This window comes from Yersinia massiliensis, assembly GCF_003048255.1.
Lineage (GTDB): Bacteria > Pseudomonadota > Gammaproteobacteria > Enterobacterales > Enterobacteriaceae > Yersinia > Yersinia massiliensis_A.
The window spans coordinates 2,645,455-2,665,843 of the sequence record NZ_CP028487.1; the positions used below are offsets into that span (position 1 = coordinate 2,645,455).

Genomic DNA, 20,389 nt, shown 5'->3' on the forward strand with positions numbered 1-20,389 from the left:
TTTTAAACCCTGTAATTAGAGGAAACTAATGCTGATCCAGCCCAAGGCTGTCGCGTAATAATTGCAACCGCTCCATATCGCCATCGCTAGCGGCTTGTTGGAGGGATTTGGTGGGTGCATGAATCAAGCGGTTGGTGAGCTTATAGGCTAATTCATTCACCACCTGCTCGACATCCGCCCCCTGCTCAATGGCGGCTAATGCTTTCGCGGTCATCTCGCTACGCATCTGTTCGGCCTGAGAACGGTAATCACGAATCGTTTCTACCGCCCCCTGCGCACGCAGCCAGGTCATAAAATTCATACTTTCCTGTTGGACAATCGATTCGGCCTGAACAGCAGCAGCCTGACGTTGTGCCATGTTGTGCTGAATGATCGTTTGTAAATCATCAACACTGTACAAATAGGCGTTGGACAATTTACCGACTTCAGGCTCAATGTCGCGAGGCACGGCAATATCCACAAACAGCATTGGCTGATTGCGGCGGCTTTTCAGCGCCCGCTCGACCATCCCTTTACCAATAATCGGCAACGGGCTGGCGGTTGAACTAATGATGATGTCAGCATCGGCCAAACGCGCGTCGATTTCTGGCAAAGTAATGACTTCCGCCCCGACTTCGGTCGCCAGCGATTGCGCCCGCTCGCGAGTACGGTTAGCGATAATCATATGTTTGACTTGATGCTCACGTAAATGCCGTGCCACCAGCTCAATAGTTTCACCCGCACCGACGAGCAACACATTGAGCTCAGACAGTGATTCAAATATCTGCCGCGCCAGTGTACAAGCCGCAAACGCGACCGAAACGGCACTCGCCCCAATTTCTGTTTCGGTGCGGACTCGTTTAGCGACCGAAAAGGATTTCTGGAACAACCGTTCTAATTCACCAGACAGTGATTGACCACGCTGAGACTCAGCGAAAGCTTTTTTCACCTGCCCCAAAATTTGCGGCTCACCGAGGACCAGAGAGTCCAAACCACTCGCGACGCGCATCAAGTGACTGACTGCGTCATTGCCATGATGCCAGTACAGACTTTTTCTGACTTCTTCCTGACTGAGCTGATGGTAGTTACACAACCAAGCGATGAGTTGTTCGTGCAGATTCTCTTGCTGTTCGACGCTGAGATATAACTCAGTTCTGTTACAAGTAGACAATACAACACCGCCCTGCACCAACGGCTGTTGGAGCAAGCTAGCAAGTGCCTGATCGATCGATTCCGGTGAAAAAGTCACTCGTTCACGTAACGATACAGGCGCAGTTTTGTGGTTAATGCCTAATGCAAGCAGAGTCATGGGAACGGCTTCGAGTAATACTGGTGTTAGTAAGGATTCTCTTCTGAACCGCATTCTACTTGATGCGCGAGTTCAATAAAAGTCACAGTGTAATATCCTAGGTATTATCATAAATTATGATCAGAAATTGGTTATCTGCTGTACAACAAAGTTACTTACTCTCATGACAAAACAGGGCAAAATATTGACGCGCCAGCTTCAGCCCGTTAGCGTGAGCAGCAATAATGCCCATTATTGCTACGCATCAATGGGATTTGCTTTATCATAAAGCTGCTTTATAACAATGTGCCATCAGTGCAACCCCTGCGACCGATAGGATTTATACCCATGCCTCAGCGCAAAATCAGTTTTTATCGCCTGCTTCCTTTAGCGACTTTGCTGCTGGCAGCTTGTAGCACCACGCCGCCGCGCGGCCCTGCAACTAGCCCTACATCGCCACAATGGCGTCAACATGAACAACAGCTACAACAATTAAGCCAATTCCAGACTCGCGGTGCTTTTGCCTATATTTCTGAAAAGCAGAAAGTTTATGCCCGCTTCTTCTGGCAACAAACCGCGCCAGAGCGTTATCGCCTGCTGCTAACCAACCCGTTAGGCAGTACCGAGCTTGAATTACTTGTTCAACCGGGTGTCACTCAGTTGACTGACAATCAAGGTAAACGCTACGTCAGTGATAACCCGCAAGAAATGATTCAGAAACTGACCGGCATGGCTATCCCATTAGACAGCTTGCGTCAATGGATTCTGGGCTTACCCGGAGATACGACTGATTTCACTTTGGACGATAAGTACCGCCTAAAACAGCTAACTTACACGCAAGCAGGTGTTACCTGGAAAGTGGATTATCAAGAATACAATACTCAAGTCACGCCAGCATTACCTAGCCGAATGGAATTGAGCCAAGGCGAGCAACGAATCAAACTTAAAATGGATAACTGGACGGTCAAATAATATGGCTACCCTCAATCAACATGTGTGGCCGTCACCGGCAAAACTGAATTTGTTTCTGTATATCACTGGGCGGCGTGCGGATGGGTACCATCAATTGCAGACGCTGTTCCAGTTTCTCGATTACGGTGATGAACTGACCATTGTGCCGCGTCACGATGACCAGATTCACTTATTAACACCGGTAGCGGGTGTGGCAAACGAAGATAATCTGATCATTCGAGCCGCACGATTGCTACAAAAGCAGCCCTGTGCGGTAAATACACCACGGGGTGCAGATATCAGTATTAACAAGATTTTGCCGATGGGGGGGGGATTGGGAGGCGGTTCATCTAATGCCGCCACGGTGCTAGTCGCCCTCAATTCGCTCTGGCAATGTGGTCTATCTGATGAAGAATTAGCCGCCCTTGGATTAGTTTTGGGGGCCGATGTACCGGTATTCGTTCGCGGACATGCGGCTTTTGCCGAAGGCATTGGGGAGAAATTGCAACCAGCGACACCTGAAGAGAAGTGGTATTTGGTCGTTCACCCCGGAGTCAGCATCCCAACACCGATTATTTTTTCTGATCCTGAATTAAAAAGAAACACGCCCATTCGCCCGCTGGCGGCGCTTTTAAGCGCTCCTTACGCAAATGATTGCGAACCGATCGCAAGAAAACGTTTTCGCGAGGTTGAACAGGCTCTTTCATGGCTGTTAGAATACGCTCCGTCACGTCTGACCGGAACAGGTGCTTGTGTGTTTGCTGAATTCGACACTGAGTCATCCGCCCGGCAGGTGTTAAGTATTACCCCTGAGTGGTTGCACGGTTTTGTTGCTCGTGGTGTGAACGTTTCACCACTGCACCGTGCCCGCACGGGGAAGTTTGAAAGCAGTGAGCACAGATAACGATTTACAACGTTACGTAAGGTCGAAGTAATGGCCCCACTGACCTTGGGTTCTGAAAATACCTGTCTCACTTGATTGAAAGCCGGTACATAATGCTGTTTATACCGACTACCGTTCAAAAAGCAGAAAGGCGGCACGCGAGAGCAGTCATCACCCCTGCAATTTGAAAATGACGGTTAGAGTTAAACTGTGTTTTGGCTTTAAATACCCGTATGTATATTGCTATCAGTATGAATAATCGCCCCTGATTACTGATATGACTATATCTTCTCTGGACGCATGCCTGAGGTTCTTCTCGTGCCTGATATGAAGCTTTTTGCTGGTAACGCCACCCCGGAACTAGCACAACGTATTGCCAACCGTTTGTACACCAGTCTTGGTGACGCCGCTGTAGGTCGTTTTAGCGACGGCGAAGTGAGCGTGCAAATCAACGAAAATGTACGCGGTGGTGATATTTTCATCATCCAGTCCACCTGCGCACCCACGAACGATAACCTGATGGAATTGGTTGTCATGGTTGATGCCCTGCGTCGCGCCTCCGCAGGACGAATTACTGCTGTTATTCCTTACTTCGGTTACGCTCGTCAGGATCGCCGTGTGCGTTCCGCCCGTGTGCCGATCACTGCCAAAGTTGTTGCCGATTTTCTCTCAAGTGTTGGGGTTGACCGCGTATTGACAGTGGACCTTCATGCTGAACAGATTCAAGGCTTCTTCGATGTCCCTGTAGATAACGTATTTGGTAGCCCAATCCTGCTGGAAGATATGTTGCAGCAGAATTTGGAAAACCCAATCGTTGTCTCACCAGACATCGGCGGCGTCGTCCGCGCCAGAGCCATCGCAAAACTGCTGAACGATACTGATATGGCGATTATCGATAAACGTCGTCCACGCGCAAACGTTTCACAAGTGATGCATATCATTGGTGACGTTGCGGGTCGCGACTGTGTGTTAGTTGACGATATGATCGATACCGGTGGCACTTTGTGTAAAGCGGCTGAAGCATTGAAAGAACGCGGTGCGAAACGCGTGTTTGCTTACGCGACTCACCCGATCTTCTCTGGTAATGCGGTTGAGAACATCAAACACTCCGTTATCGACGAAGTGATTGTGTGTGACACCATCCCACTATCAGCTGAAATTAAAGCATTGAAAAATGTACGTACTCTGACGCTGTCTGGCATGCTGGCTGAAGCCATCCGCCGTATCAGCAATGAAGAGTCGATCTCTGCGATGTTTGAGCATTAATCAGTATCAGGCTATGACTATTCCTGCGGCGAATTTTAGCCGCAGTTAGCCATTAAGTTTTTGCGTGATGGGCCACTCTGTGGGCGTTGCGTAGGATATTTGTGGCCTGTAGATATGATGCAATAAGTGAACTGAAGCAGATAAAGAAAAACCCGTTGAAGCAGTTGCGACAACGGGTTTTCTACTCTTGGTCAATATTACCTAAATCAATGGATTTTTGAGCCGTCATTTCCCCCTCCTGTACATCAGCTCAATTTAACAACTGAGAAGACAGGTTTTATTTTGGCGACAACATCTATTGGCTACCTTTCCTCACTTCACAATGAATAGCCGTTAGAAACTAATAACTGTTATAGGTGAATCACTTAACGTCACTACTCGTTATGAATGACGCTGATTACGAGTACAACGTTTATCAAAGTGTTTGACCCACCAATAGCGGTCTGCGACTTCTTCTCGTCCACCGATACGAGCACCAACTAACCACAACAATGCTCCAACAAAAATACTCATTACCGCTCCATGGGCGAAAAATTGCGGTAAACCGAGTTGCGTGACTTCAGTCAGAATTGAGTAACCGACACCTACTACCATGGTCAGCAAACCTAACCCCATCAGCGCATTACCCAGTCTTGCAGCAGTTTTACGTTTCATATGCCACCTCCACTTCGGTTTCCAATAAATAATCACCCAGCCGAACGATGAAACTGCTTGCTAAATGTGATTATCTGTGTCCACTTAATAACCTAGTATAGTCAGGCTAGCGAGAATGGTATTGCGCGTGTGATCACAACTGACAAATATAATCCAACAAATCTTTACACTTTCCAGACATTTAGCACCGTAATTGAATTATAAGCTGAAGCGATTATTCACTTTGTGAATCATTATTTTTAAATTACGCGCTTAATCTGTCGTCTGAATATTCCTATTCGGTCAATATAACCCCTCGCGATCGTTGTCGCCAAATAACAAACTATCCCTATGGGTTCTCGTTTACAAAACCAAAACCTTGGTTTTGTCATTACACGCCATGACAGGTAAACTGTGGCACCTAAATTCCTTTCGTAATAGCGAATGACGACGTGAGCAGTATTAAATTAATCGTTGGGCTGGCAAATCCAGGTGCTGAATATGCCCAAACTCGCCATAATGCGGGTGCATGGTACGTAGATTTATTGGCCGAACGCCACAACCAATCACTAAAAGAAGAAGCGAAATTCTTCGGCTATACCGCACGATTGAATCTGGCAGGTCAGGATGTTCGCTTGCTAGTACCCTCTACATTTATGAATCTCAGCGGTAAAGCTGTGGTCGCAATGGCAGGGTTTTACCGAATCTTACCTGAAGAGATTTTAGTCGCGCATGATGAGCTGGATATCCCTCCCGGTGTGGCGAAATTGAAGCTAGGCGGCGGCAACGGCGGTCATAACGGGTTGAAAGACATTCAAAATAAGCTCGGTAATAATCCTAATTTCTACCGCCTGCGTATTGGTATTGGGCATCCAGGTGATAAAAGTAAAGTTGTCGGTTTTGTGCTGGGCAAGCCCCCTGCCAGCGAACAAACCCTGATCGATGATGCCATTGATGAATCTATACGTTGCACCGAAGTGTTGATGCAAGACGGCATTACCAAAGCGATGAATCGCCTGCACTCTTTTAAGGCTACGGTATAAGACCTTATCCCACTCGCCTGAGATAACACTCCCCTGCGAATAGCATCTGCTGGGGAGTCATCCTTAGAGCTGACTTTCATTCATTTTTGTTGCACAGCGCATTAATCCCCTGCTGCCCTTCGTTGGTCAATACGACACCAGAAACGATTACCCTCACCTGCCCGAGAAAATTATTGCTCTTACCGTCATATTCATCAGCAATATCGCTCAGCTTGTCGGTACAAAAAAGCGTATCCCATGCCGAGGCTTTAGTCTTATTCTCAGACAACTCATGGGTACGCTCGAACTTGTCTGTTGTGGCCGTGAATGTCAGTTGAACGCTATCGAAATCCTCATAAAGAGTCTTTTTTTTGTAGCCCACATACCTGACGCTTTTGCCTGAGTGGTTTTCTATTTCTACGCCATATTGATCAACCAACTGTGCGAAGGTGGGACCTGTTGGCTCAATATCTGCCGTTATAAAACGCATTCCCACAATACCGACTACCCCACCCAGCAAAATTACTATTAGCCATTTATAGATGCTCATTTCCATTGGGATAATCCAGACTAAAAATTCAGAATGTAATATTTGGTTATCGGACATTCACCAGAAAACTTCAGATAGCAGAAGCGTGATCTCGCACACAGAGTTAGCAAAATCAATTACCTATCACCCATGGACTCTAAATTGCCATTCGTAGAGAAACAGCATGATCGAGATAAATCATCAATATGTGTATAATGGCAGCATAAATTTTGATTACATCAATTTGTTAACTCTAACAGTTTGATTTTTAAGTTATTTAAGGTGATATAAAACATGGGATTCAAATGCGGTATTGTGGGCCTGCCTAACGTAGGTAAATCCACCCTGTTCAACGCGTTGACACAAGCGGGCATCGAAGCAGCTAACTTCCCGTTCTGTACCATTGAGCCCAATACGGGTGTGGTGCCAATGCCGGACCCGCGTCTGGACCAACTGGCAGAGATTGTTAAGCCGCAACGCATTTTGCCAACAACCATGGAATTCGTTGATATCGCTGGCTTGGTGAAAGGCGCGTCTAAAGGCGAAGGTCTGGGTAACCAATTCCTGACCAATATTCGTGAGACAGAAGCGATTGGCCATGTCGTGCGTTGTTTTGAAAACGACAACATTATCCACGTCGCAGGGAAAGTCGATCCGGCTGATGATATTGATACCATCAATACTGAATTGGCACTTTCTGATCTGGAAACTTGTGAGCGCGCCATACACCGTGTGCAGAAGAAAGCCAAAGGCGGCGATAAAGACGCGAAAGCTGAACTGGAAGCACTGGAAAAATGTCTGCCGCATTTAGAGAATGCAGGCATGTTGCGTTCGCTGAGCCTGACCGATGAAGATAAAGCCGCGATCCGTTATCTGAGCTTCCTGACGCTGAAACCGACCATGTACATTGCCAACGTCAATGAAGATGGCTTCGAAAATAACCCATATTTAGATCAAGTCCGCGCCATAGCGGCGGCAGAAGGTTCTGTGGTCGTTGCAGTTTGCGCTGCTGTTGAGTCTGATATCGCCGAGTTGGAAGATGCCGACCGCGCTGAATTTATGGCCGAGCTGGGCATTGAAGAACCGGGCCTGAACCGTGTTATCCGTGCAGGTTACGAATTGCTGAACCTGCAAACGTACTTCACCGCCGGTGTTAAAGAAGTCCGCGCTTGGACCATTCCAGTTGGCGCAACCGCACCACAAGCGGCGGGTAAAATCCATACTGACTTCGAGAAAGGCTTTATCCGCGCCCAGACCATCGCTTTTGATGACTTCATTACCTACAAAGGTGAGCAAGGCGCAAAAGAAGCCGGAAAAATGCGTTCAGAAGGCAAAGAATACATCGTAAAAGATGGCGACGTGATGAACTTCCTGTTCAACGTCTAAATAAAATGTGTTGTCTTATGAGGTTTCGCTGAATCTCATAAGAATCACAAAAAGCTATAAAATCCACGCAATTGCGTGGATTTTTCGTTTCACAATGTCTCAATTCATCTCGTAACAACGCTGTCAAAAATGAGTACATGGATGAGTACAACATTCTTCCATCTTCATTTTAAGTGAGTACAATAACGGTATAATAAATAAACAAGGCCCCGTTATGCTCACCGATACGCAATGCCGCACTGCTAAGCCGAAAGAAAAACTCTATCGACTCAATGACTTCAATGGTCTCTACCTCGAAGTGAAACCCAACGGCAAAAAGGCATGGCGCTATCGGTTTAAACTCAACGGCAAATCCAGCATGTTCGCGTTGGGTGAGTACCCAACGGTCAAACTTGCCGAAGCTCGAGAAAAATGTGAGCAAGCGCGTAAACAAGTCGCGGATGGAGTTAGCCCGACACAGGCTCGCCAGTTAGATAAGATCCGCAAGGTCAACGACGCATCCAACACCTTTGAGCTGATCGCTAAAGAGTGGTTGCAGATGAAAGACTGGGCCGAAATCACCAAAACGCGGCGACTGGATATGCTTGAACGTGTGGTTTTTCCCGCCATCGGTAAGCTCCCTGTCAGAGAGATCAGTCCACACCATATACTTAAAATTCTTCAGGAAACCGCTAAACGAGGAGCACCAACAGTTGCCGCTGAAGCCCGTCGCACCATTTCATCAGTTTTTGAGTTGGCAGTCGCGACGCTTAGAGCTGATAGCGATCCCGTATGGCCTGTGCGCAAGGCCCTTCCGGCTAATAAGACACAGCACAAACAAGCACTGAATCCTCAGCAAATCGGAAAGTTATTAAGCTGTTTTGACAATAGTCGTGGCTCGTACCAGGTTAGCTATTGCATGTGGCTTATGTGGTGGACATTGGCGCGTCCTGCAGAAGCCACCGAAGCAGAATGGACAGAATTCGATCTTGATAACGCCCTGTGGACCATTCCGGCAGCGCGAATGAAAGCCCGCAGAGAACACGTTATTCCCCTACCCTTCCAAGCTGTCAAAATGCTCAGAACACTACAGGGATTAACCGGGCATCGGCAGCATCTTTTCCCGGGCAGAGATAATCCGCTAGGTCCAATGACATCGCACTCGCTGCGCCAGCTACTTAAAAGCCTCGGATGGAGTGGCATTTATAGCCCCCATGCTACCAGAACTACAGGAAGTACGCGTTTAAATGAAATGGGCTATCGACCTGATGCTATTGAGGCCCAACTTGCGCACGCTGATACCAACAATGTTCGTCGCACATACAACCATGCAACTTATCTTGATGAGCGTAAAGTGATGATGCAGGAATGGGCTGATATGTTGGACAAATGGGTAGCAGGATTCGAGTAGAACTTGCTGCACTTAGTGAACCACGAGGATAGAACTCATTCCTCAGGGTCCACTTTGTGCCAGGAGCGGGCATTGCTTATTTATGACGGTAAAAATCGTAATGCTAACTATTGGGGACTATAAGTTGTCAATCGACAGTATTGTGTTTATTTTGTAACACATCAGTTAAATTGCAGGCATTGTTATATGGATATTAATGAATTTCCGGCAGGAGTGATCGAACATCTTGGCTGGTATGTATACCGCCTAATTGATCCGAGGGATGGCAGTACGTTCTACGTAGGGAAAGGGAAAGGTAATCGTGTCTTTGCTCATATGCGTGGTGAGGTTGCAGCAATGGATGATGATGAGTTACTTAGTAACAAACTCAAGCAACTTCGAGAGATCAGATTAGCCGGTCTTGAGGTGATCCATGTTATCCATCGGCACGGTATGGCTGAAGAAAAGACCGCTTACGAGGTTGAAGCTGCACTCATAGACGCCTATCCCGGTTTAACTAACATTATGAACGGTGCTGGCAGTAATGAGTTCGGTGCTGCACACATAAAAGAGTTAATTGCTACGTACCAACCTGAAACAATTGCGTTCCAACACAAGACCCTAATGATATCGGTTAACAGAAGTTCAAAGGATATTGACCTCTATGATGCTGTACGGTTTAGCTGGCGTGTCAGCGTTGAACGAGCTCGTAAGGCTGAGGTCATACTGGCGACAGTAAGAGGTATCGTTAGGGGCGTATTTATTGCTGATGAGTGGCTCAAGTCTACTCGTGAGAATTTCCCTGAGATAGCTTCATGGGATGCAGATGATGAGTTTGAAGCTACTCAAAGTTCCCGCTTTGGTTTCCGGGGTAGGGCTGCATCTCCTGAAATTACACAGCTTTATATAGGTAAGAAGATCCCCGATGACCTCAGAAAGAAAGGTGCTATGTCTCCTGTGAGGTATTCTCCCGAGTTTTGATTTCAGAATGGAACTGGATTTTAGATTGTAGCCAATGTTCACGCATGACGAGAAAGCCCATCATAGTTGGCTCCTTAGTGCCAGGATCGGAGGTAACGGGTAAGAGTGAACGCAATAATAATAAAAGAAAGTCGTTGTAGTTGCTGCTTATCCTTACTCAGGTTATAAACACAATTCCTCTATGGATACTTAATTGGAAAATAAATGACCCCTGCAGATTTTGAAGAGTCTGAATATCGTGGCCCACTATACAATCAGCTGGAGTATGGTAATCATCTTGTTTGGGAGCCAGGTCAAGTCTTTGAAAAGCATATTGGAATTGATCGCGCGTCCTACATAACGCATCGCTATTTTTGGGAATTGCATGAAAGCAACCATCCTATGACTGGAGTGATTTTAAATAGTTATAATTGGGATTACATATGGGAAAAAAGAAAAAAAACGAAAATCCTTCCCGATTTCAATTTAAATCTTTTCCTGCAAGCTAAACGTCCTCATTCGGGTACCCGCCCAGCCAAAAAGTTAAAGGATAAGGGTATCATTGGAGACTATTGGAAATTTTCAGTTACACCACACCAGCAGATTGCGCTTGAAAAAATGGAGCAGGTTTTGCATGGAAAAGCCATCGTTTGCTATGCCGCACCTGCTTTCCATACTCAGAGTGATTTGTATAGTCATACAAGAAATCAGACTATAGTTCAAAACAGCACGTTTCCGCCTGTGGGGGCTCTTAAAACACATGGTGCGTGGTATTACGAAAATGGGGGGGTAATGGGGGTGGGTAATCCTGACTTCGTGCACATCGAATTCGATTCCTTACAAACTCGGATTGAGAGGCTTATTGAAAATGCGCAACCCATAAGTGAAAGTGCTGAACAATCACTCAGCAAGCTAGCTAATGCTATTATTAGTAGTGTTTCAGAGGTTCAGGAACCATCTGCTGTAGAGATCTGGTTTCAGTATTTACTCTCACGCATAGATGTTCTTAATATATCAGATCAATACAATATAAATGATGCATTAAAGCATTATATGCAGGTCATGACTTTTTGTACTGTCTATCACCTAAACTGGCTAGTAATTGGAAAAGGAGGGTAACTAGTAGATCATTTGGAGGTAATTCAGCCCGAATTGTATTACCTGGTCCATCGGCAAATATCACAACTCACCAACTAGACGGGGCGATTACGATCATAGCACCAATTCCCCGTGACGGATAACGTGCTATGCATTAAATAGATCCTTTAACTGAAAGCATGGGCAAGCCGCCAAAATATTTCCGCTAGCAACTACTCCTCGTCCTCTTAAGGCGTGCTGAAGTGAACTTCCGCTTTTCGCTCACAGCGGACCTTAAGCTCAGTATGTCAGCCCGCTTTGTGCCAGGAGCGGAACTTGCTTACATCATGCTATGTTAGTTTGCTGGGAGCAGGTCAAAGATGTTCACCGCGCCTATGCTTCAGCAACACCTTCCAGAACTTTTCAAGGAATAGAGAAATGGCTCGTAAGTATGTTTATGGTGATAAACCAATCCGCACAACAACCGCTGAGATAGTTGAAAACGAGTTTGCTGGAAAAGCTACGGCTGCTCAGGTCGATGCAATTTTAAAGAAAAGATTTCCACATTACAAAGATAATACTTATTTGAATCTGATAGTTAACGCAGTTAACTGCAATCGTGGTCACTGGAGTTTTAACAGGACTGCCAGACGAACAGATGATGTCACCCATCGCCACCATGAATATGATCGACTTTTCAAGCGCGGAAACGTTTTCGAGGTCTATGATTCCGCACTTCATGGTGTTTTTGAAATCTATGAAGCTTCAGACGGCAAATGGCTAACACGTCCGGTTAAAAGTGAGTTTGAAAAGGCCATAGAAACAGCGTCTCAACTTACCTCAGAACAACGTAGAGAGAAGCTGGCTACAGCTAACACCACGCCAGAAAGGGTCATTATAAAGAGCTATACCTTCAAGCGTAATCCCCTCGTTGTAGCAGAGGTATTAGCCTTAGCTGGAGGTAAGTGTCAAAGCTGCCTACGTGATGCACCATTCAAGCGGGAAGATGGTAGACCGTATCTTGAAGTGCATCATGTGGAGTGGCTTGCTAACGGTGGAGAAGACTCTTTTGAAAATGCTATTGCACTCTGTCCGAACTGTCACCGCGAAGCACACTACGGCACGCTTGTGTTGAAGCCGGCTAACATTAAGTAGTCTTCTTATAGCCCTCAACGTCTGCTCCTCGCTCAAAGCGGACGTGGATCACTTTCTGGATATGCACATCGTGCTCCAATGCGCATATCCCATTATGATTGACAACGTAATACGCCCTTATCAGAGATCGCAGATAGTTAAATTCAAGAAAGTAAGCTAGTCCTTCACCTTCATCGTGAAACCCCGCCAGTCCGGCAGTGAAAGCGCGCCCGTTGCCGCTACCCCATCGTGATCGAGCATGCAGACACGACCAAGGTTCAGACTGACTACCTCACGGATATACGCCTGCTCCACACCACAGATCATAAACGCCAAGAGTGCCTTATCCCGCGCATATTGCTGATGGTGAGTCTTTTCACGCTGATACACCTCACTATTCAGATCCAGTATTAATCCGACTTCATTAGCGTACCTGTGATAGTTCCGCGGTGATGAACAACTCTTGCGGTGTGTGCCATGCACACGTTCCAGCAATGACTCAAGCGCAGATTTCAATGGACTGATATAACGGTTCCACCAACGCAAAATCTTTAGCGCCTTTTTTTTGCTGTTACCGCACCACTTATACACTTTTGCCCCAAGGCCATCATTAATACCAATAGTCACACGCCCAATTCTGTAAGTGGTGGTATGGACCATCTGTTTGCACTGTTTCCGGGTCAGCCCGGTATGTTCCATCATCTCCGCATAGACAGAAGTATCCACACGAAAATCGACATCATACTCCCTGAACAGATGGTTTAGACAGGCCAGATTGCAGGCTTCGATGTCATAGTTGAGTAACCCGCAACGAAACTTCGCTTTCAACTCATTGGGTAGATTCTGGAACGCCTGATCGTAATACCGCCCTCCAAATGTCAGACGATAATGATGGTCATAAGTGACATATTGTCCCTCAATCCTGCCATTGTAGAGATGGTTAAGACTGCGTATTCCTGCACGGTAATAGGAATCAGGCTCTCGGCTACGTAATTCCTTCACCAGGTTGATGTGCATGCGCCCCCGCGTAACCTTGCCCAGGAACGCCTTTTCCCTTTGTTTTAGGTCAGTCTGCCGTTTCTCAACATCGATCACATGCCCGGGAGCTTTCCCATTATCCTTAAGCAAAGTCGTGAAACTGACAGACTCACCGGTTTCAAGGTCAACTAGGTTTAGCTTGCCCCGGGCAGACTTATCACACACAGGCCGCCTGGGATTGAACTGCCATGCACTGGCTTTACGCTTTTTAACATCCACGCACGCTTTCCCTGCACGAAATTCGATATCCGGCAGTGTCGGCAGGAAATCGACCAGCATAGATATGGAGGCCCTGCCTTGGTAATTGATCTCACATTCACTTAGAAGGCTGGCGTAACAGATACGGATATCCCGGACAGTGCATATAGTCCATCCATCATCGTCTGCCTCCAGCCATATATGGGCCAAGAACCGACGCAATATCTGCCGGCGGGTGACAGCCCATTGCGTATCCCCCACCACACAGTCCGTTAATTCAGTAATACGGTCATAAACCCACTAAGGGATCTTCACTGGATAATCCTTTTCAGTATTCACGGTCCCGTCTCAGCATGGGATCGTTGCATCGGCTATTACTTTGAACATTACGTGGTCTCTTACGCAGGCTTTTACACCTGCTATTCCACCTGTTTCTAAGTCGGGCAATTTGAAAGTCAAAACCCCAGTCGCGAGGATGGGCTCCGCCCATGATTTGCTCCACTCCGGTCGCAAATCTTTCCCCCTGTTCAGGCTGACGCCTTCCCTCACTCACTGCGCTCGTTCGCCGTATCGTTTAATGACATGAGAAGGGGATGAAGCCTCCGTTATGCTACATGTCCCTAGGCTCTCCGTTGCGCTCAATGGCAATGGTGCTCGCTGACCGCTCCCCCCATTGTGTGTAGAATATTCACTGGCAGAAACGCAGAAAGCCCTCGCAGATGCGCTAACTCGTCAGTTGATGACAAGGATCGGGTGCGCAGAGGCATCCGTAAGACCCTGCAGAAAACAGACGGTTACGTTAAAACCGGAGCAGTTGGAATTTTAAAGTGCATCAACGCAATCAAAATCACTGGCCAGCGCTGCAGTTTTACAACTACAAAATTGCAGTGGTCGCCGGTGTTATTCGTCGTTCCACTGCAATTTAATCACCAGCAAAAGTGCATTGCGGTTGCTGCATTACCGATAAATCAGTGCACCTTCCCTGGGAGTTGCCCAAACGAAAAAGAAACGACACCTGTTCCGAGTGAGTCCAGGGTAAGCAGGCTTTTTAACAGTGTCCGGCCTTTCAGTGGCTCTATTCTTGACTTAACAAGGGCGTCTTTATCAGTCAGTGTGTAATCTGCTGTGTGCCAGACTGTATTTAGGGCGCATGAAAGCAGCCTCGCGGGGTCTTTATACCTGAGCACGATTACCGGCGTGTTGACAGTCGACGAATCAATGAATGCCCCACCACTTCGCGACATATGCGCTTTTAGCCCCTTAATCAACGTACTGTCATTGGGCAGGAATAAACACAACTGTGGAACCCAGAAAATACGCTCTTCTGGGCCATCAGGGATATGTCGCATCATGCTAAAAGTTCCTGTGGCCGGTCCGGCGTATCCCAGACGGTTAAGAACCCGGCTTATCCTCTGCTTATAACGACCGATTTGCGCCCTGAGCGCCCCAGTGTTCTTCCATGGCGGCGGAGTTTGCGTCTCCTTGTTGTAAAACAGGACCACTCCCACGTATTCTGCTGAATTCCCCGGCAGGACATGCCACATTGCCAGTTGCTTCAGAATGCGTTCCCGCTGGCAATGCGGACAGACAATACTTTTGCACGGAGCTTCATTTCTGCACTGCCCGAGTTTTTGGGCAATGACGTTATAGCAGCGATTACTGCCTTTCAGTTTATTCAGCAGATGGATAAGATGCTGCAGTTCATGCTCACTTTCCTGCTGCGTAATAAGAGTGGGGAATGCCTGACTTAAAATCTCAAGCGTTGAGGGGGCGTGGCGAATGTAATCCGGGTTGGATGTTCTGAAGTAATAAGATTCGTTCATCTTTGATTATTCCTGATTGAATTGATTACCCTGCCACCAGAGTAGAGTAACAGGGTAAGGTTCATTTATTGACTAAACAGAAATGGCAGTCCACCGGTTACTTCAGCATGCCATCCCCATGCATTTCGACTAACTTATTTTCATCCCAGTGACAGGATGAATTCGGATCGTCCAGGTTAAAAAAATCTATACGCACTGCAGGCCCCTGATATAACTTATGCTTCCCGGTAACATCCCACCCCTGATAATGCAATTGCTGAGCTGCTGTACAATATGCACAGGCCCTGCTCCCGCAGGGAATGTATTTGCAACGCTCAAGAATTAGCGCCAGTTTGCCGTAGACATTCCACAGGCCGTCGCGTCCCCTAATATCCTGCGTGAGGGCGATGGAAACCCAGTAAGCAGATACATAGTTAAGCTTATCTATCCGAACCTTCTGCTCCTTTAACACAGCAGCTATCTGATATTGTGGTAAACCAATTTGTTTCCCCATGGTTTTAAACCAGGGAACTAACTTTTTGTTCGTTGCACTGGTGTTCGAATTTATCTCTTTCATTTTACTCTCCCGCCTGCATACGACCGTTAACCCAGTTTTGAATTTCATTTAATCCCCAGCCCACTGCCCGGCCACTATCACCAGTCAGTTTTTTAGATTCTGGAAAGGCTCCTTTCGAGATGAGTCGGTACAACGTCGCTGACGAGATCCCCGTCAGATGAAGAACCTCTTTTTTACGCAAAATACGGTTAGTGTTCATGCTTGTGCTCCTTTGAGCTGTTTCAGGAGCGGGGTTATTTACAACCACCAAAAAACGCAAGGATTCGCCCAACGCTGCCTTCGTTGAGCACATTGAAGGCATCGTTCATGTTTATGTCATTCGGAAGTACCTTTTTATGTCTCTGAAACGGTCACATAAAGAGCCCTTTTCTACTGAGGCTCAATGATGATATTTTAAACAAAACACTATCATGGAGGTGACCTGTGATTGGTAACCCAAGCAACAAGGCTGACGCGAAATGCCACCGGGCACGTAAAAGCAGTAATGAGGTCTTTGAATTTCTGGAGAAGAAGCTCTATCTGGGGCGGGATACCCGACAAAAATTGGCGCTGATTTCCCGGAAACTGACGGGAACGGGTTTTAGCCCGGATAAAATCGACGCAAAGAAAGCGGCGGATGTGCTGAGTGCCTGCGTGAATCACATGTTTAATGACCTGCTCAATGGGGGAGAGCTAAATGGGATTTATGGGCTGGAGGAGCACCCCGTGATAGTCCCGGGCAGGTCCCCTAAGGCACAGGAAATCTACACTGTTTACCAGCTCGTTAAAGGCCGCTTTGATAAACTCCACACGGGGGAGTCAGATCGTGAGAAATATGCATCGGTAGCAGAAAAACTTAATGAGTATGGAAAGTGGAAACCCCCGTTTAAACAACTATCTGACGGAAAAAAATGGACGCGTGAGGATGTTGCATGGATGCTTCAGCCTGAAAATATCAATGCACAAATTAACGTCCAGAATCAAAAGTACGCGCGGTTGAGTGCTGAAGATAAAACTTAAGTCGCTACTGAATCTCCTCAGCAGCTAAAAACACCTGATACGTTTGCTGGCGCTGATTTTCATGCTCTCACCACGGCAGTCATAGCGTGTAGTCGTGGATATGTCGCTGTGTCCTGCCAACTGGCGGACGGTGTTGATATCCACACCCTGCTCCAGCAAGCGGGTGATGAAGGTACGCCGCATGTCATGTGGAGTAAAACGTGCAATACCTGACGTATGCTGTAACTCCACCAGGATACCCGTTAACCCGGTTGTTGTCAGAGGCTGGCTGGCGGTCTTCCCGTTGCGCTGGGTACGGCTGAACAGTGCGTTTTCAGCTTCGTTTACGCTGACCTTCAGCCAAGCGCGGATAGCTTTATCAACTGCATCCGCCACGTGAATTTCACGGTATTTTCGCCCCTTCCCTTGCCTCACCGTCAGGATGCCATTGTCATAGTCCCAGCGCTCAAGTTTAACCAGTTCCCCGGCCCGCAGGCCCGTTCCACAAAGCGTCAGCACTATGGCGGCATCACGACAGCGCCGTACCGGTTGCGGATGCTGTTTTGCGGCATGAATCAGCGCGCGGATTTCCTGCCTGTCCAGCGCCCTTCCCTTGCGCTGGATATCGCCGCTCACACGCTTAACAGACCGGATACGAGCCAGCGTTTCGGCATTCATACAATTAAGATTAAAGGCTGTCTGCGCCACTCCCCTGAGCGCTGACAGCGCCATGTTGACCGATGACACGGCGTAACCGTCATCCAGCAGTGCCGCACGTACTTTAGCAACGGCGGCGTAGTTGAGTTGTTCCCACGGATAGTCCGCTGCATCCACACCGCGTTTAAGTATGCTGGCGCTGCGGTTTAACAGACTGGTGATGCCCCGCCGTCCCGAGGGGGCCAGACCGCCAATATACGCATCGAACACGGTGGTTTGCACCACCGGCACGACCTGACGCAACGCCGTCCTGCTCATGGGCGTAACCCGCAATAACGTACATTAAACCAGGTAACTTTCAGCATCACACCAGTCCCCGTTCAGCCATCGACACCGTTTCAGTTCCTGCCACGATAAAGTGGTCAAGCAACCGCACATCCAGCATTTCCAGAAGCTCCTGAAGCTTTTTGGTCAACTTAATATCGCAACGGCTGGGTTCAGGCTCGCCGCTGGGGTGGTTGTGGACAAGGATGACTGCGGCGGCGTTATGTTTTAGCACACGTTTGATAACTTCGCGGGGGTGAACGCTGACCGAGTTTAACGTACCCCTGAACAGGATTTCACGGTGCAGCAGCTGATTCTGATTATCGAGCAGGATGATGCCAAACTCTTCATGTTCAAGCGGTGCCAGCTCAACCATCACACACCGCCGTACATCATCAGGGGAACAGAGTTGAACCCCACGCTGGTAGTATCTACTGATAATGTCACGCGCCTGGTCGAGGATACGGGTTTCACGCTGGGTAAACATGGTCATTTCAGAACTCCCGTTCAATGAAGTAAATGGCGTCGGGAAACAGCTGGCGGCGGGTTACGCCAGTACGCAGGGAAAAGGCTTTACGGGGCATAGTGGTTCGCCCGTTGCTGTCGAAGAAACAGAGCGTTTCTTCATCTATTTTGACCAGAAGGGACCAGTGAAACTGGTCGCTGAGCATAATCAGGCGGGAATGATCAGTGACGTCCAGAAACCGCTGCATTTCCCTGAAAAGTCGCCCGTCTGATAACCCCCGCTTCCCTGCAAAGGGTTTGGTGATTTCAACCGGGAACTGGCGGCTGTAATACCCTTTCTGCAACACCTGAGCTATCAGCCAGTCTAAACGGTCTTCTTCAATCCCTTCAGTCAGCCATTCATGCAAAGGCCAGCGCTGCTGATAAACCTGAATAAGCCGGTTCATTAATGGGCGTCGTTTCACCCTGCCGTCATAAAGCCAGCTCAGCATGTTAACCATACAATAAGCACCGCAAAGACAGTCCAGTTCGCCCTGTTGAGACGCACGTATCCCTCTGTCAGTTGTCACAGATAATTCCTCATGAAGTATTAATAATTAGCGTGGCGGAATTAACTTTCCCACAGGACGGTAACGGTGTAGACATTCATGGCGTGATACTGAATAAAGTTGGATTGCCAGAGTTCAAATAACTCCCTTCCGGCGTTAACAGGCAGATCACCAACATGATCAAGAAAGACATATTTCTGACTCCAGCTGATATCAATTTCCTTTTCCAGTTCGGGGTAAACCACTCCCATATAACTGAAGTCGGTGATGTAATCAAAATACCATTCATCATTACGTAAAATAAGCCGTATTTCGACAGGATGGTAACGCCATTTTCAGCGCTGTAACTCAGGTCTTTAAATAACAGACTGACGGCTGTAATTTTGGCTTTATGCGGCGGTGGATTTCCCGCTTCATTTAATATGATATTTATTAATTCCTGATCGACGGGCATAGCTAGCCCTTCCTGATGGACAATATTCATCAGTGATTTTCCTGTTCAACATATTCTGATAAGACGTTATGTCTGCACCAGCACAGGTGGGGTTTAATCACCTAATAAATGGTAAGTGCATGACAACGTACTGACTGGGTGAAATATAGTTCATCAGCAATATCATTATATCAAAAATGTACTTTCACTGCAAATAGTAACAATAAGAAACTAATATGTAGTTCAGAAATGAAATAACTGAAAACTGTTTTTTATTCATTAGTAAATAATGGCATACTTTCCATTCTGCCATGTCAGACAGGTCAGGATTCCGGGGTGGTTCCTTATGTCTGGCATGGCGGAAAATTGACGCTATCACACCTTCCCGTTCAGCTTTTCAAACAGGCTCTTACGCTCATCCTCGGGCAGATTCATGATTTGTACCGCCAGCTCAGAAACTTCAGGCCCCTTAGACATCAGATCGTCTTTTACCAGCCTAAGAGCCTGCTCCATCAGTTGCGCCCGCGAAGCTGGTGACATATTGCGATATAGCTGTATCCAGAGACTAAGTTGGCGATCGCTGTCTGCGAGAGTAAACGCTTCGCCCTTAGCCCTGTTTCTCTCGTCATCAAGCGACATTGTGGCTGCGCTGATATGGTAAACAACGCCTTTCCCGGCAGTCCTTTTACGACGTATTTCCGGGTGCAGAGATGCCAGCTTTTCCAGGCGCATTCTTGCACCGCGAGGTGTGCCCGGCATTCCCTCAATACGGGTGAATTCCTCTGCTGTCAGCCAGCCTTTTCCCTCTTCCACAGAAGCTTCAGGATGGGTCGATATAGCCGATACTGCTTTCTTGCTGCTCATATAAATTTCACCAGATATCAATGCGTTA

The 20,389-nt window shown here is 47.4% G+C and carries 21 protein-coding genes and 1 pseudogene; 10 read left to right on the plus strand and 12 right to left on the minus strand.

The genetic code is table 11. From position 1 onward, the window contains the following. Positions 1-25 precede the first annotated feature (25 nt). Positions 26-1,288, minus strand: coding sequence for a glutamyl-tRNA reductase (gene hemA / locus DA391_RS12370; protein ID WP_050081289.1), 1,263 nt, complete (start codon positions 1,286-1,288; stop codon positions 26-28). Positions 1,289-1,615: 327 nt separating this feature from the next. Between hemA and lolB the strand changes: the two genes are divergently transcribed. The 3 genes from lolB (at position 1,616) to prs (ending at position 4,367) form a co-directional block, all read left to right on the plus strand. Next, a complete protein-coding gene (gene lolB / locus DA391_RS12375) occupies positions 1,616-2,239 on the plus strand; it encodes a lipoprotein insertase outer membrane protein LolB (RefSeq protein WP_019209794.1) in 624 nt (207 codons plus the stop codon). Position 2,240: 1 nt separating this feature from the next. Then, positions 2,241-3,122 carry a 4-(cytidine 5'-diphospho)-2-C-methyl-D-erythritol kinase gene (gene ispE, locus DA391_RS12380; RefSeq protein ID WP_050081291.1) on the plus strand — a complete coding sequence of 294 codons (882 nt, stop codon included), beginning with the start codon at positions 2,241-2,243 and terminating at the stop codon, positions 3,120-3,122. 297 nt (positions 3,123-3,419) lie between these two features. Next, the gene (gene prs / locus DA391_RS12385; RefSeq protein WP_004390739.1) at positions 3,420-4,367 is read left to right on the plus strand and encodes a ribose-phosphate diphosphokinase; all 948 of its coding nucleotides are present in this window, start codon (positions 3,420-3,422) and stop codon (positions 4,365-4,367) included. 381 nt (positions 4,368-4,748) lie between these two features. On the opposite strand, the gene ychH is transcribed toward prs, so the two are convergent. Then, a complete protein-coding gene (gene ychH, locus DA391_RS12390) occupies positions 4,749-5,021 on the minus strand; it encodes a stress-induced protein YchH (protein ID WP_019209792.1) in 273 nt (90 codons plus the stop codon). 431 nt (positions 5,022-5,452) lie between these two features. On the opposite strand from ychH, the gene pth reads away from it, so the two are divergent. Then, on the plus strand, positions 5,453-6,043 hold the full coding sequence (pth, locus tag DA391_RS12395; RefSeq protein WP_050081292.1) for an aminoacyl-tRNA hydrolase: 591 nt from the start codon (positions 5,453-5,455) through the stop codon (positions 6,041-6,043). Positions 6,044-6,119: 76 nt separating this feature from the next. On the opposite strand, the gene DA391_RS12400 is transcribed toward pth, so the two are convergent. Further along, the gene (locus tag DA391_RS12400) at positions 6,120-6,578 is read right to left on the minus strand and encodes a hypothetical protein (protein ID WP_108087748.1); all 459 of its coding nucleotides are present in this window, start codon (positions 6,576-6,578) and stop codon (positions 6,120-6,122) included. A 267-nt stretch (positions 6,579-6,845) separates the two neighbouring features. Here DA391_RS12400 and ychF point away from each other — a divergent pair, with 267 nt between their 5' ends. The 5 genes from ychF (at position 6,846) to DA391_RS12425 (ending at position 12,498) form a co-directional block, all read left to right on the plus strand. Beyond that, positions 6,846-7,937 (plus strand): redox-regulated ATPase YchF, encoded by a 1,092-nt coding sequence (ychF, locus tag DA391_RS12405; protein ID WP_050285545.1) that lies wholly within the window; start codon positions 6,846-6,848, stop codon positions 7,935-7,937. Between the two features lie 214 nt (positions 7,938-8,151). Further along, positions 8,152-9,327, plus strand: coding sequence for a tyrosine-type recombinase/integrase (locus DA391_RS12410; RefSeq protein ID WP_108087749.1), 1,176 nt, complete (start codon positions 8,152-8,154; stop codon positions 9,325-9,327). Positions 9,328-9,513: 186 nt separating this feature from the next. Further along, on the plus strand, positions 9,514-10,287 hold the full coding sequence (locus DA391_RS12415) for an LEM-3-like GIY-YIG domain-containing protein (RefSeq protein ID WP_108087750.1): 774 nt from the start codon (positions 9,514-9,516) through the stop codon (positions 10,285-10,287). A 204-nt stretch (positions 10,288-10,491) separates the two neighbouring features. Then, positions 10,492-11,385, plus strand: a complete 894-nt coding sequence (locus tag DA391_RS12420; protein WP_108087751.1) for a hypothetical protein — start codon at positions 10,492-10,494, stop codon at positions 11,383-11,385. A 396-nt stretch (positions 11,386-11,781) separates the two neighbouring features. Next, on the plus strand, positions 11,782-12,498 hold the full coding sequence (locus tag DA391_RS12425) for an HNH endonuclease (protein ID WP_108087752.1): 717 nt from the start codon (positions 11,782-11,784) through the stop codon (positions 12,496-12,498). Between the two features lie 156 nt (positions 12,499-12,654). Here the strand turns inward: DA391_RS12425 and DA391_RS12430 are convergent, their stop codons facing one another. The 4 genes from DA391_RS12430 to DA391_RS12445 form a co-directional block, all read right to left on the minus strand. Then, a complete protein-coding gene (locus tag DA391_RS12430) occupies positions 12,655-13,794 on the minus strand; it encodes a hypothetical protein (protein WP_240624720.1) in 1,140 nt (379 codons plus the stop codon). A gap of 887 nt (positions 13,795-14,681) precedes the next feature. Continuing rightward, entirely contained in the window at positions 14,682-15,536 is an 855-nt protein-coding gene (locus tag DA391_RS12435; RefSeq protein WP_108087753.1) for a hypothetical protein, read from the minus strand. 97 nt (positions 15,537-15,633) lie between these two features. After that, positions 15,634-16,092: a hypothetical protein gene (locus DA391_RS12440; protein ID WP_071701107.1), complete on the minus strand. Its 459-nt coding sequence runs from the start codon at positions 16,090-16,092 to the stop codon at positions 15,634-15,636. Position 16,093: 1 nt separating this feature from the next. Further along, the gene (locus DA391_RS12445; protein ID WP_071701106.1) at positions 16,094-16,291 is read right to left on the minus strand and encodes a helix-turn-helix transcriptional regulator; all 198 of its coding nucleotides are present in this window, start codon (positions 16,289-16,291) and stop codon (positions 16,094-16,096) included. A 224-nt stretch (positions 16,292-16,515) separates the two neighbouring features. Here DA391_RS12445 and DA391_RS12450 point away from each other — a divergent pair, with 224 nt between their 5' ends. Then, a complete protein-coding gene (locus DA391_RS12450; protein ID WP_108087754.1) occupies positions 16,516-17,091 on the plus strand; it encodes a hypothetical protein in 576 nt (191 codons plus the stop codon). 24 nt (positions 17,092-17,115) lie between these two features. On the opposite strand, the gene DA391_RS12455 is transcribed toward DA391_RS12450, so the two are convergent. The 5 genes and pseudogenes from DA391_RS12455 to DA391_RS12475 form a co-directional block, all read right to left on the minus strand. After that, positions 17,116-18,045, minus strand: coding sequence for a tyrosine-type recombinase/integrase (locus DA391_RS12455; protein WP_108087755.1), 930 nt, complete (start codon positions 18,043-18,045; stop codon positions 17,116-17,118). A gap of 46 nt (positions 18,046-18,091) precedes the next feature. Beyond that, on the minus strand, positions 18,092-18,544 hold the full coding sequence (gene radC, locus DA391_RS12460; RefSeq protein WP_021179435.1) for a RadC family protein: 453 nt from the start codon (positions 18,542-18,544) through the stop codon (positions 18,092-18,094). Between the two features lies 1 nt (position 18,545). Then, a complete protein-coding gene (locus tag DA391_RS12465; protein WP_108088273.1) occupies positions 18,546-19,007 on the minus strand; it encodes a hypothetical protein in 462 nt (153 codons plus the stop codon). Between the two features lie 119 nt (positions 19,008-19,126). Beyond that, a pseudogene (locus DA391_RS24640) lies at positions 19,127-19,518 on the minus strand (DUF2787 family protein). 354 nt (positions 19,519-19,872) lie between these two features. Further along, the gene (locus tag DA391_RS12475; protein ID WP_167398174.1) at positions 19,873-20,361 is read right to left on the minus strand and encodes a hypothetical protein; all 489 of its coding nucleotides are present in this window, start codon (positions 20,359-20,361) and stop codon (positions 19,873-19,875) included. Positions 20,362-20,389: the final 28 nt, after the last annotated feature.